Here is a 12145-nt window from a genome sequence, read left to right as displayed (position 1 = left end):
CCTGTTAACCCCGGTCCCCACTACGCATCGAAAGGACAGACCTAGCCTTTCGCGGAATTGCTCCCGCGTTGCAGATTTTGCCTGTTTTTGGGCTAGGTCGAGAGCCTAACGGCCCGCCCCTCTCGATGACCAGACATTACAGAAATCGCTGTGGAAAGGGCAAGGCCGCGTCTAACGGATTTTTAACGAATCTGGCAACCACCGAGGGGCTTTTTGGTCCCCTTACGCGCGCCTCCCGAGGCAAAGTTCTTGTGATTCAAACCCTTTTCCGGCGAATATGAAAAAGGGTAGCTGGCGCGAAATAATTTTTAAAAAATCGCTTGACATTGAGTTCTTCCCGAAGCCCGGCTGGCGATGTGAACAAGCTGTGGACAATCCCGCGTCGGTCTTTGCTAACCTGCTGAAGTTAAAAGGTTATTTATGCCGTCCGGGATTCAGTCGTGGTTTCGTGACCGCGTCCTGAACAAAGATGCCGGCAAAGTTCTCGACATGTTCGATAACTGCCGTAGCGGCAGTTGTTGAACGTTCATTTCAAGTCCTTGCCGGCAAACGAAAAAACCCGACGCGTGAGCGCCGGGTTCTCAGAATTTCGTGATGCCTTGTGGCTTAGGCCGACAGCGTCTTCAGGCGCTGGGCAAGGCGCGAGACCTTGCGGGAAGCCGTGTTCTTGTGCAGCACGCCCTTGGTGGCGGCGCGCATCAATTCCGGCTGGGCATCCTTGAAGGCGGCCTCGGCGGCAACCTTGTCGCCAGCTGCCAGCGCTTCTTCCATCTTCCGCACATAGGTACGCACGCGCGAACGGCGGTTCTTGTTCACTGCCGCACGGCGGGCGATCTTGCGCGTAGCCTTCTTGGCCGACGAGGTATTGGCCATACTGCCTCTCTTCTATCTCTGTGGTAAGCGTTTGCGGCGTGCCGCAGGGCGCAAAAAACAATGGGCAGCCATAGGGCCGCCTCAGTCGTGGCGGCTTATAGTTCAGCTTTTCCGACGCGTCAACGTCGTTGGCGTGTATTTTCCGTGCATTGGCGGCCTCAACGGTTGCTGAAGTTGGCTTTTCTCTTCTCGGCGAAAGCGGCCATGCCTTCCTTTTGGTCATCGAGCGCAAACATCGAGTGGAAAACACGCCGTTCGAATCGCAGGCCTTCGGCCAGCGTCGTCTCGTAGGAGCGGTTCACGGCTTCCTTGGCCATCATGACGGCCGGCAGAGAGAAGTCGGCGATCTTGGTTGCGGCCTTCAGCGCCTCGTCGAGGAGCTCAGCCGCCGGCACGATACGCGAGACGAGACCGCAGCGCTCCGCTTCCGCAGCGTCCATCATGCGTCCCGTCAGCACCATGTCCATGGCTTTGGACTTGCCGACAAAGCGTGTCAGCCTCTGCGACCCACCCATGCCGGGCATGACGCCCAGCGTGATTTCGGGCTGGCCGAACTTGGCATTGTCGGCGGCGATGATGAAATCGCACATCATCGCCAGCTCACAGCCGCCGCCCAGCGCATAACCGGCCACTGCCGCGATCACCGGCTTGCGGGCGCGGGTGAGCTCCTCCCAGCCGACGAAGAAGTCCTGCATGAAGGCCTCGACATAGGTCTTAGTCTGCATCTCCTTGATGTCGGCGCCGGCGGCGAAGGCCTTTTCGGATCCGGTAATCACCATTGCCCCGACGTTGGCGTCAGCTTCGAAGGCTTTCACCGCCTCGAGGATGTCGGCGAGCACCTGTGAATTCAGCGCATTCAGCGCCTTGGGCCGGTTCAGCGTGATCAGCCCGACCTTGCCGCGGGTTTCGGCGATGATGGTTTCATAGGCCATGGCTGGGTCTCCTCATTGCGGTGAGACCCGTCTAACCTACTCCTGGCAGGAGCGGCAATAGAACGTGGAGCGGCCGCTTTGAACGATCCGTTCGATATGCCCGCCACAGCCCGGCTTGGAGCAGGCCTCTCCCTCACGGTCATAAACGGCGAAGGAGTGCTGGAAATAACCCAGCGAGCCGTCCGTATGCACATAGTCTTTCAGCGAAGAGCCTCCGGCTGCGATCGCGTCGGCGATCACCGAACGCACCGCCACGGCCAGCTTTTCGCTTTGCTCTCGAGCCTTCCTGCCGGTTCCGGAAATCGTGCCGGCCGCGCGCGTCGGTAAAAGGCCGGCACGCCACAGCGCTTCCGAGACATAGATATTGCCGAGGCCGGCAATCAGTCGCTGATCGAGCAACGCCGCCTTGAGCGGCGTCTTGCGGCCCTCGAAGAGGGAGGCAAGCAGCGGGCCGTCCAGAGCATTGCCGGTCGGTTCGATGCCGAGATCCTTCAGCATGGGGTGCTCGCCGGCCGTGCCTTCACCGAACAGCATGAAGCCGAAGCGACGTGGGTCATTGAAAACGACACGCGCCTCGCCTCCGAGCGCCGGCTCGAGATGGAATACGACATGGTCGTGCGCTTCGGCTTTCGAACGCTCATGGTGAAAGTCACCCGGCATATCGGTGCCATTGGCCTGTTCGATGCGAAAGGAGCCGGACATGCCGAGATGGCAGATCAGCAATGGCCCGTCATCCAGGTGCATGGTCAGATATTTGGCGCGTCGGCCAAGCGCGGTGATACGTCTGCCCTGGAGACGTTCGACGAAGCGTTCCGGGAAAGGAAAGCGCAGATCAGGGCGGCGCGCCTCCACGGCCGTGATGCGGGCACCTTCCATGACCGGTTGCAGCCCGCGCCGAACGGTTTCAACTTCTGGCAATTCAGGCATGGTCACCAAGCTCAGCGAGGAACGAGGTGCCATGGCGCCCAGTCGCCAGGCCGAGATGTTCGGCCACGGTTTCGCCGATGTCGGCAAAAGTTGGTCTGAGTCCGATGTCGCCACCTTTAAGGCCCGGGGCCATGCCGATCACTGGAATTCGCTCACGTGTGTGGTCTGTGCCCCGCCAGGTCGGGTCGTTGCCGTGGTCGGCGGTCAAGATGAAGAGATCGCCAGTCCGCAGTTTTGCCAGGGCTTCGGGGATGCGCTTGTCGAAAGCTTCGAGCGCCGCTGCATAGCCGGCGACATCACGGCGATGACCGAAATCGGTATCGAAGTCGACGAAATTGGCGAAGACGAAATCACCGTCGCGCGCATCGTCGATCGCGGTGAGCGCCTTGTCGAACATCGCCATGTTGCCCGGCGCTTTCCGCACCTCCGAAATGCCGCGATGGGCAAAGATGTCGCCGATCTTGCCGACGGCGATGACGCGGCTGCCGCGCGCCGTCAGTCGGTCGAGAAGTGTCGGCTCGGGCGGGGGGACGGAAAAATCGCGGCGGTTGGGTGTGCGGCTGAAGGTTGCAGCGGTTTCGCCGATAAAGGGACGTGCGATGACCCGGCCAATGTTCAACGGATCGACAAGTCGCCGCACGATCTTGCAGAAATCATACAGCCTTTCGAGGCCGAAATGGGCTTCGTGCGCGGCGATCTGCAGCACGGAATCCACCGACGTGTAGCAGATCGGCATACCGGTGCGGATGTGTTCCTCGCCGAACTCTTCGATCACGCCGGTTCCCGATGCGTGGCGATTGGCGAGGATGCCCGGCACCTTGCCTTCATGGATCATCGCTTCGGTGAGCGAGGCGGGAAAGGCCGGGATGGTATTGGGGAAATAGCCCCAGTCGAAACGAACCGGCAGAGCAGCGATCTCCCAATGACCGGAGGGCGTGTCCTTGCCGCTCGAAACCTCTTGCGCTGCGCCGTGGAAAGTACCCTGTCCGGCAGGGGCGTCGGGAAACACAAAACCCGTTGCCGTCCTGGCGGCGCGACCGAGGCCGAGTGCTGCCATGTTGGGCACGGCGAGCGGTCCGTTGCGGAGACCGTCACGGTCTGCCTTTCCCGTGGCGCAGGCTTCGGCAATGTGACCAAACGTGTCAGAGCCTGCGTCGCCGTATTTGTCGGCGTCGGCTGCGCCGCCGATACCGAAGGAATCCAGAACGAAGATGAAAGCGCGCGCCATTCGAGCCTGTCGGTTTGTTTGTCGGCCAAGACATAGGATCGCGCAACGGCGTTGGCAATTCGGAAACCAAACGGCAACGGCTTGCGTCGATAATGGAGGCAAGCGACTTCTCTGCAAAGCCGCGTCCGAATTGCGCAAGAGGATCAATCCTGGACCGATGCTGCGTCGTTTTCGTCTCCTGCGCCGTTTGAAGATCCTGGCCACCACGGCGGCACTGACCATCGCCATTTCGCCCGCACACGCCGATTGGCGCGACGACATCGGCACATTCAGGATCGGGATCGTCGCGGAACCAGGCGCTGGCAACACGGTGCCTGGTCTTTCAGCCTTGACGCGGGCCTATTCCATGGCGCTCGGCATGAAGGTCGAGTTCCTGGTCGCACCGGACTACGCGACGCTGATCGACGCGCAGGCGGCCGGCCGCGTCGAATACGCAATCTATTCTGCACTGGCCTATGCGGCGGCGTCCGAGCGCTGCGGCTGCGTCGAGCCGCTTGTCGCGCCGACGGATGACGACGGGGCGACCGGTATCCGTTCGATCCTGATCACCCGGGACGGAAAGGTCTCCGCACCACAGGCCATGGCCGCGCATCGTATCGCGGTGGGACCGGCAGAAAGCATTGCGGGCTGGCTGCTGCCTCTGGCGGAACTGGCGTCGGCCCAGATTTCCTTTTCGCAGGCGAGCCCGTTTCTGGAGCGCGCCCCCTCGGCCTCTGCTGCCGAGGCGATGCTGGTCGACAACAAGGCCGATGCCATCTTCGGCTGGACACCGTCTGGTTCCGGCAGCGATGCGGCGGCCGGTGGCACGACCGCAAGATTGACGGAGGCGGGTCTGCCTGCGGGTTCGCTTCAGGTGATCTGGCAATCGGGTCTGCTGCGCTATGGACCGCACGCTGTGTTGAAAAACCTCGATCCGGAAGCCAAGCGGCGTCTTTTGGTCTTCCTGACCAATCTCAAGGGGCAGACGCCGGAAACATACGGCCTGCTGGAGCCCAGACACTCCGGCGGGTTCGCTGCCGTCAGCCACCGTGACTACGCAGTGGCTGAAACGATCCTGCGCGAGGTTGTCCAGCCGGTACCGGAACCTGATCGAGCGAACGACGAACCTGTCCGTTAGCAGTCCGTGCAATCGAGTTTCGATACGGTGCGTGGCCGCAGCAGATAGCTCTCGCCCATCGCGATGCTCTTGAAGGTGTTGAGCAGTCCAAGCTGCTCACCCCCTGCCGACCAGATGATCAGCGGTTTGTAGTCGAGGTTGCTGTCCACCTTGACCAGGAATGTATCCTTGATAGCGAGCGCGGAAGGAATTGTGACTTCTGTGCCCACCGCAAGACCTTGGCTGAAAGTATCGGCGTCCAGCTTGCGCGACCATGCAACCTTGGCTTTTGGTGTCGGATCCGAGGTCAGCTGCAGGCCGGTGATCGTAATCGTCGGTTTGGAGCGAGCATAGGGCAGCAGCGTCGTCTTGCCGATATCCATCACGCTTTGGATATCGCTCTTGGTGATGGAACTCGCTGGATTCTGCGCGATCAGATCAGCCACCATGCTGCCGAGGCGACTTACCTTCTTGTTGGTTTCGATCGCTTGCGACGCCTCCAGGGTCAGGAAGTACATCATGAGCAGAATGGGAGCCAGGAAGGCGAATTCGACCGCTGCTACGCCGCGATTGTCCCTGCCGAGCCTCTTCGCGGCGGCCGTGAGCCTTGCAACCGTCGGCCATTTCGGCATTTGAAGCTGCATTTCGGTTCCTTCGCGAGGGTACCCGGTCACTTGCCAAAAGGTTCGTTCGACCAGGTATTGGTTGCAAAATGCAGGGTGGAGCCGTCCTTCAGGTTGGCCATCGATTTTTTCAGCAGGTCGGTGAACACCGGCCATTTGTAGAAGACGCGCAGCATGTTGATCGTTTGTTCGCCGCCAGGTTCGGCGACGAACTGCTTGGAATCCACATTGGCTCCGTCCATGAGCACGATGTCGCCATTGACGATCTGGTAGGAATGATCCGCTGCATCCTTGTACGATGCGTAGTTACGCAGGTCGATCTTCAGGCGGTTGGTGCAGTCGTTGACCGTCAGCACGTTGAGCCGGTCGCAAATCTTCGTCTTCAGGGACTCGACGGTGACGGCATTGGCCTTAAGCTGGCCGGTCCGCAACTGGCGAGCGAGATCGTCGGTGGCATTTGTCAGCACTTCCTGGCCGGCAAAGGAAAGGCAGCTCTCGAGGATCGCGAAGACAAGCAGCGCGAAGGGGATGGCGAGAGCTGCGAATTCGATGGCTGTGCTGCCACGACGATCGCGTGCGAAACGGGCAAGAAAGCCAACACGCCGCGTCGCGCGCGCCTTATCGCGTTTGTCTTCCTGCCCCATACGCCTGGAACCCTCAAGCCGAACCCGCCGGAAGCCTAGACCAAACCTGTTGAAGGCCCGTTTTGCAGATCCATAAAGTAGCGGATGAAGTCTTTACCCGAGCTTAACCAGACTGAGCACCGAACGTCTTCGAAGCCGCTTACTGGCCGGCGTTCATTTCTGTCTCGGAAACCTTCTCGGCTTCGGTCTTCGTCGCGCTCTCGCAGTAGGGCGTGCACGACATCGTCTGGACCTGCGAGCGTCGATAGATACGGACCGAGCTGACGGCCTGGCGAACGACTGTGACCTGCTCGTCCAGGATAGGGCTGCCCTGACTGTCGAGAGCCACGATGTTGGTGACGCCGAAACCCTTGCCGGTCAGCACGATTGTGGAGGCATCCTGTACGGCAGCATCGGCGATGGCCGAATTGCCGATGACCACGGTGTCGGCAGCCCGTGGCAGTTTCACGATCCTGGCCTGGTTCATGGTAACCTCGATACCGACCTCGGCCCAGGCGGGTGAGGCAATCGTGGCGGCGATGGCCATGGCCACGATCAGCGGTTTCGACAGGGACATCTCGGTCTCCGGCACGGTAAAAATCGAAAGGAAGATGAACGAGATTGGTGAACCAAGGGTTAAATGGCCCTGGTCGGTGGGGGCAAAACGGTGCGATGGACTCGGCCTGCAGGCAGTATACGTGGCTTTTGTGTGGTTCGGCTCATCTATCCTTAACTGAGTTGGACTAGAGTCTTCCCATCGCTGTTCATTCCATGGCAGGCCATGCTTGTAGCACTGATCTTTGTCGTCTTTCCCTTCTGCATGCTGTTCGCGGCGGTCTCAGACATGCTGTCGATGACGATCGCCAACCGTGTGTCGGTGGTTCTGACTGTGACCTTCATGGCAGTGGCACCGTTCACCGGCATGGATTGGGCTGCTTACGGTCTGCATCTGGCAACCGGCATGCTGGTCCTGTGCGTTACTTTCGGCCTGTTTGCCATCGGTGGCATGGGCGGGGGCGATGCCAAGCTTCTGGCTGCAACCTCCATCTGGATGGGCTTCAACATGAACCTTCTCCAGTATCTGGTGTTTGCATCCCTCATCGGCGGCGATTGACGCTCGCCATTCTCGTCTACCGGAAATCGCCGCTGGCATTGCTTACCAGCCACAATGCGTTCCTTCGCCATTTCGCCGACGAAAAGGTGGGCGTGCCTTACGGAATTGCACTGGGCCTGGGCGGTTTGCTTGCTTTTCCGGAATCGCCGCTGGTGCTGTGGGCCTTGGCGAAGCTCTCGGTCTAGTTGCAAACCGTGTCGATCACGGAAGTTTTTGGTTGTACTGTCCTTGCGGGTGTCTGCGCGGCCATTGGAAACCGATTCCTCTAGATCGTCGAATTAGAACTCCATTAACCATAATTTGACGATTTTGGACGCACAGTCCGACCTGGCTAAGGTGGTTTGTCAGGGTGGATTGGGGCGATGCCGGCATCCCGGTTGATTATTTTGAGTGTGGCGGTGGCCGCTGCGGGCGGTGCCGGCTATGTCGCCAAGAACATGGCCGTTCCGCCGGCACCTCAAATCGTCGAAACAGGCCCCCAGCAGCCAACAATCGCGCTGGAGGACGTACTGGTGCTGAGCGCCGACGTCGCGATGGGAAGTCCGCTCGAATCCAGCATCAAATGGGAATCCTGGCCGGCCGACGGCGTGAATCCCAACTTCATCACCCGCGCCAGCGACCCCGAAGCCGCTGAAAAGCTCAAGAGCTCGGTCGCGCGCGTTGCCATGTATACCGGTGAACCGGTCCGCCGCTCCAAGCTCATCGGCGAGGGGCAGAGTTTCATGTCCTCCATACTGCCGTCCGGCACCCGGGCCGTTGCAACGGCGATTGCCGCGGATACGTCTGCCGGCGGTTTTATCCTGCCGAACGATTTCGTCGACGTCATCATGACGCGCAAGGCCGATCCGGCGAACAGCGGTGGTGGCTTCACGACGGAAACCATTCTGAAGAACATCCGGGTCCTGGCGATCGACCAGACCATCCAGGAAGACGAAGAAGGCAAGAAGACCCGCGTTGGCCAGACGGCGACGCTGGAACTCACGCCCCAGCAGGCCGAGATCATCACCGTGGCGCAGCAGATGGCCGATCGGCTGACGCTGGCGCTGCGCTCGATCAAGGACACCCAGGAGAAGAACGTGAGCGAAGCCGACTACCTCGTCTCGGGCAACGGACGGCGCGGCACGGTGCGTCTCATCAAATCCGGCGAAGTTTCCGAGGTGGGGGCAAGGAAATGAAGGTCATGTCCCGGTTCGCCACCACCCTTGCCGTCGGTCTCCTCTTGCTCGGGACCGGTCTGGCGAGCACCATTGAAGCGCAGGCTGCGAGCGGCAAGGCGCGTGTCGGCAATACAGCTGCCAGCCAGCGCGTCAAGCTGGGTCTCAACAAGTCGATCGTCATCGATCTGCCGAACGACGCCTATGACATCCTCGTCGCCAATCCAACGGTGGCTGACGCCGTGACGCGCACGTCGCGCCGCATCTATCTGTTCGGCAAGGCAGTCGGCGAAACCAACATCTTCGTCTTCGGCCCCAACGGCGAGCAGATCGTGAGCCTTGATCTCGCAGTCGAGCGCGACGTCGCGGGGCTTGAGGAATACCTCAAACGCTTCATTCCAAATTCGAGCATCAAGGTCGAACTTCTCAACGACAACGTCGTCCTGACAGGCACCGTCGACACGCCGCTCGATTCCAAGCGTGCCGTCGATCTCGCCACCATCTTCGTGACAGGCGGTGAAGCGACCACCGGCCAATATTCGCAAACCGCGGTGGGCGGCTCTCGTGATGGCGGGGTGGACATCAACAACCCCGACCAGACCCGCCAGAAGAGCCAGATCGTGAACCTGCTCCAGATCATGGGCGACGATCAGGTAACGCTGAAAGTGACTGTGGCGGAGGTAAGCCGGTCGGTCATGAAGCAGCTCGGCGTCAACATGGTCGGTAATGGCGGCTCGAATGGCATCAGCTGGAGCTCCCTGAGCTCGCCGCCCTATGGCTTGGGCAAACCGCTCTCTCAATTCTCGACCGCAGCAATCGGCAACAATTCGCTGAAAGCATACATCAATGCCATGGAGCAGTCCGGTGTGATGAAAACACTGGCAGAGCCGACGCTGACGGCGGTCTCGGGGGAGAAAGCCACATTCAAGGTCGGTGGTGAGTTCAATATGGTGAAGGAACGCACCGGTGAGGAGGACAAAGGCGTAAAATACACGTTCGAGCGCCTTGAATACGGAATCGGGCTCGAATTCCAGCCGGTTGTGCTTTCCGCAGGGCGGATAAGCTTGAAGGTTCGGACGTCCGTTTCCGAGCCGACGACCGAAGGTACGGCAACCCTGGAGGGCCTGAGGGATCTTCCAGGCATGAGCATTCTGTCGATACGCAAGCGTTTGGCCGACACGACCATCGAATTGCCCTCCGGCGGCTCGATGATGATCGCCGGGCTGGTCCGAGACGACATCCGTCAGGCTGTCAGCGGCCTGCCTGGTCTCGGCAAGATTCCGGTTCTGGGCGCCTTGTTCCGTAGCCGCGACTTCGTGCGCAACGAGACAGAGCTCGTCGTGATCGTCACTCCCTATCTTGCCCGTCCGACTGCGCGCAACGACCTTGCAAAGCCCGACGACAATTTCAATGCAGCCAGTGATGGAGCTGGCATGTTCCTCGGTCGCATCAACCGAGTTTACGGCACCATGCAGACCGATAAACCCGCCGGCCGATATCACGGCGTCGTCGGCTTCATCTACAAGTAAGCGGGGAATGGATATGTCCTATTCGGCAAGCAACAGGGTCCCGCAGCTGGCGCTGAAGGGTCGAGGCACGAGGATGTTTGTGCCTGCGATGGCGCTCGCAGTTGCACTGCTCGGCGGCTGCGCCAACCGCGACAGCGTTACGGTGGGTGCAATCCCGGACGATTATCGTACAAATCACCCGATCATGATCTCCCAGCAGGACAAGACGCTGGATATCCCGGTCGGAGCGAGTGACCGTGGCATGACGCGAGCACAAAGCGAGTCGCTGCTTGGCTTTCTCGAGGGCTATGACCGCGCTGCCGCTTCAGTGCTGACCATTTCAGTACCTTCGGGCTCAGCCAATGAGATTGCTGCTCAATCCACGGCCCGTGGTCTCGCAAAGGTCGCCTCCACCAACGGTATTCGTCGCGACCGTATTGCATTCATCTCCTATGATGCTGGTGCGGGAGATATAGCGGCGCCGGTGCGCGTGACGTATTCTGCCATGCGTGCCCATACCGACAAATGCGGTCGCTGGTCGGCGGACATCGGCGATACGACCGAGAACAAGCACTACACCAACTTCGGCTGCTCCTATCAGAACAACCTCGCTGCCCAGATCGCCAATCCGAACGATCTGCTGGGACCGCGTCAGCAGACGCCGGTCGATGCGACGCGGCGCGGAGTGGTCATCGACGGGTACCGGAAGGCGCCATTCTACACGCCGGCGCCGCGCACAGAAGTCGAATATTGACGGTCGGAGATCAAAGGGCAAAAGCATGACCAATCTCGCCTACGATCCTTCGGCGGAAGACGGCGATGTCTCGCACCAGGACATCGCTGCAATGCAGTCGTTGCGGCCTGTCCCACGTATTTCCATCCAGGCCTTCTGCGAGACTGAAGGTGTCGCCAACCCGATCGAGCGCGCGGGCATGGACCGGCGCATGGCCAAGGCCCATCTGAAAGTTCACATGGGTGGCATTCCCACGGCGGTCGACTTCTACCATTCCGCTCCGACACCCAATCTGATCGTGCTGGAGACGCGGGCCGAGCCGAAGGAGATGCTCGAGCAGCTCGGACAGCTCGCCGAATATTGCGACCCTTCGTCGAAGGTGGTGGTGATCGGACACTACAACGATGTCGGCCTCTATCGCGAACTGATCCGTTCCGGCATTTCGGAATATGTGGTCGCCCCGGTTTCGATGGCCGATATCGTCGCCGTCGTCACCTCGATCTTTGTCGATCCGGAAGCGGAGCCGATTGGCCGCTCGGTGGCCTTCGTCGGCGCCAAGGGTGGCGTCGGCTCCTCCACGATCGCGCACAACGTCGCCTGGGCCGTCTCCTCGTTGTTCAAGTCGGAAGTCGTCGTGGCCGACCTGGACCTCGCCTTCGGTACCGCGAACATCAACTTTGACCAGGACCCTGCGCAAGGTATCGCCGAAGCGGTTTTTTCGCCGGAGCGCATCGACGAAGTCTATCTCGATCGCCTGCTGGCGCAGTGTGCCGAACATCTCTCCCTGTTGGCGGCGCCTTCCACGCTTGACCGTGTCTATGACTTCGAGCCGGAAGCTTTCAGCCAGATCATCGACACGGCACAGCGCACCGCACCCCTGCTGGTTCTGGACGTGCCCCACATCTGGAGCGGCTGGAGCAAGAACACGCTGATCAAGGCCGACGAGATCGTCATCACCGCAACGCCGGAGCTGGCCAATCTGCGCAACGCCAAGAACCTGGTGGACATGCTGAAACGGCTGAGGCCGAATGACCCGGCTCCCAAGCTGATCCTGAACCAGGCCGGCGTTCCCAAGCGCCCCGAGATCTCGGCCAACGACTTCGCCGAGCCTCTGGGCATCATGCCCATGGCCGTCATACCCTTCGAGCCCCTGTTGTTCGGCAATGCCGCCAACAACGGTCGTATGCTTGGCGAAATGGACGCCAAGAACCCGGTCGTGGCCACGATCAAGGAGATCGCCCATGTGCTGACGGGCCGCAGCGAACTCAAGGCGAAGAAAAAAGCCGGGCTCGGCAACATTCTCGGCAAGCTCAGGCGTAACAAGAAGTAACCGC

12 protein-coding genes and 1 pseudogene are annotated in these 12145 nt (G+C 60.4%); 6 read left to right on the top strand and 7 right to left on the bottom strand.

Annotated features, from left to right (window positions below; all coding sequences use genetic code 11):
* Positions 1 to 606 precede the first annotated feature (606 nt).
* From rpsT to C1M53_RS01865, 4 genes are all read right to left on the bottom strand, one after another.
* Entirely contained in the window at positions 607 to 873 is a 267-nt protein-coding gene (gene rpsT, locus C1M53_RS01880; protein WP_129410688.1) for a 30S ribosomal protein S20, read from the bottom strand.
* A 158-nt stretch (positions 874 to 1031) separates the two neighbouring features.
* Complete coding sequence (locus C1M53_RS01875) at positions 1032 to 1805, bottom strand: enoyl-CoA hydratase (protein WP_129410687.1); 774 nt, start codon at positions 1803 to 1805, stop codon at positions 1032 to 1034.
* Between the two features lie 36 nt (positions 1806 to 1841).
* The gene (gene mutM, locus C1M53_RS01870; protein WP_129410686.1) at positions 1842 to 2732 is read right to left on the bottom strand and encodes a bifunctional DNA-formamidopyrimidine glycosylase/DNA-(apurinic or apyrimidinic site) lyase; all 891 of its coding nucleotides are present in this window, start codon (positions 2730 to 2732) and stop codon (positions 1842 to 1844) included.
* Entirely contained in the window at positions 2725 to 3960 is a 1236-nt protein-coding gene (locus C1M53_RS01865; protein WP_129410685.1) for a phosphopentomutase, read from the bottom strand. The genes mutM and C1M53_RS01865 overlap by 8 nt, the downstream gene beginning before the upstream one ends.
* Positions 3961 to 4117: 157 nt before the next feature.
* Between C1M53_RS01865 and C1M53_RS01860 the strand changes: the two genes are divergently transcribed.
* Positions 4118 to 5077 carry a PhnD/SsuA/transferrin family substrate-binding protein gene (locus C1M53_RS01860; protein WP_129410684.1) on the top strand — a complete coding sequence of 320 codons (960 nt, stop codon included), beginning with the start codon at positions 4118 to 4120 and terminating at the stop codon, positions 5075 to 5077.
* Here C1M53_RS01860 and C1M53_RS01855 read toward each other — a convergent pair.
* The 3 genes from C1M53_RS01855 to C1M53_RS01845 all read right to left on the bottom strand — a co-directional run bounded on the left by C1M53_RS01855 (position 5074) and on the right by C1M53_RS01845 (position 6879).
* Positions 5074 to 5700, bottom strand: coding sequence for a TadE/TadG family type IV pilus assembly protein (locus C1M53_RS01855; protein WP_245488402.1), 627 nt, complete (start codon positions 5698 to 5700; stop codon positions 5074 to 5076). The genes C1M53_RS01860 and C1M53_RS01855 overlap by 4 nt on opposite strands.
* Positions 5701 to 5726: 26 nt before the next feature.
* Positions 5727 to 6323 carry a TadE/TadG family type IV pilus assembly protein gene (locus tag C1M53_RS01850; RefSeq protein ID WP_129410683.1) on the bottom strand — a complete coding sequence of 199 codons (597 nt, stop codon included), beginning with the start codon at positions 6321 to 6323 and terminating at the stop codon, positions 5727 to 5729.
* Between the two features lie 139 nt (positions 6324 to 6462).
* Entirely contained in the window at positions 6463 to 6879 is a 417-nt protein-coding gene (locus tag C1M53_RS01845; RefSeq protein ID WP_129410682.1) for a pilus assembly protein N-terminal domain-containing protein, read from the bottom strand.
* A 204-nt stretch (positions 6880 to 7083) separates the two neighbouring features.
* Between C1M53_RS01845 and C1M53_RS01840 the strand changes: the two are divergent.
* From C1M53_RS01840 to C1M53_RS01820, 5 genes and pseudogenes are all read left to right on the top strand, one after another.
* A pseudogene (locus C1M53_RS01840) lies at positions 7084 to 7601 on the top strand (prepilin peptidase).
* Between the two features lie 177 nt (positions 7602 to 7778).
* A complete protein-coding gene (cpaB, locus tag C1M53_RS01835; protein ID WP_129410681.1) occupies positions 7779 to 8591 on the top strand; it encodes a Flp pilus assembly protein CpaB in 813 nt (270 codons plus the stop codon).
* Complete coding sequence (locus C1M53_RS01830) at positions 8588 to 10099, top strand: type II and III secretion system protein family protein (RefSeq protein WP_129410680.1); 1512 nt, start codon at positions 8588 to 8590, stop codon at positions 10097 to 10099. Before cpaB ends, C1M53_RS01830 begins: the two co-directional genes overlap by 4 nt.
* Before the next feature lie 88 nt (positions 10100 to 10187).
* On the top strand, positions 10188 to 10832 hold the full coding sequence (locus tag C1M53_RS01825; RefSeq protein WP_348630021.1) for a CpaD family pilus assembly protein: 645 nt from the start codon (positions 10188 to 10190) through the stop codon (positions 10830 to 10832).
* 25 nt (positions 10833 to 10857) lie between these two features.
* Positions 10858 to 12141 carry a CpaE family protein gene (locus tag C1M53_RS01820; protein ID WP_129410678.1) on the top strand — a complete coding sequence of 428 codons (1284 nt, stop codon included), beginning with the start codon at positions 10858 to 10860 and terminating at the stop codon, positions 12139 to 12141.
* Positions 12142 to 12145 lie beyond the last annotated feature (4 nt).

Source organism: Mesorhizobium sp. Pch-S (assembly GCF_004136315.1).
Classification (GTDB): domain Bacteria; phylum Pseudomonadota; class Alphaproteobacteria; order Rhizobiales; family Rhizobiaceae; genus Mesorhizobium.
Note: the sequence above shows the minus strand (reverse complement) of the source record. Positions and strands in the feature narration are given on the sequence as shown.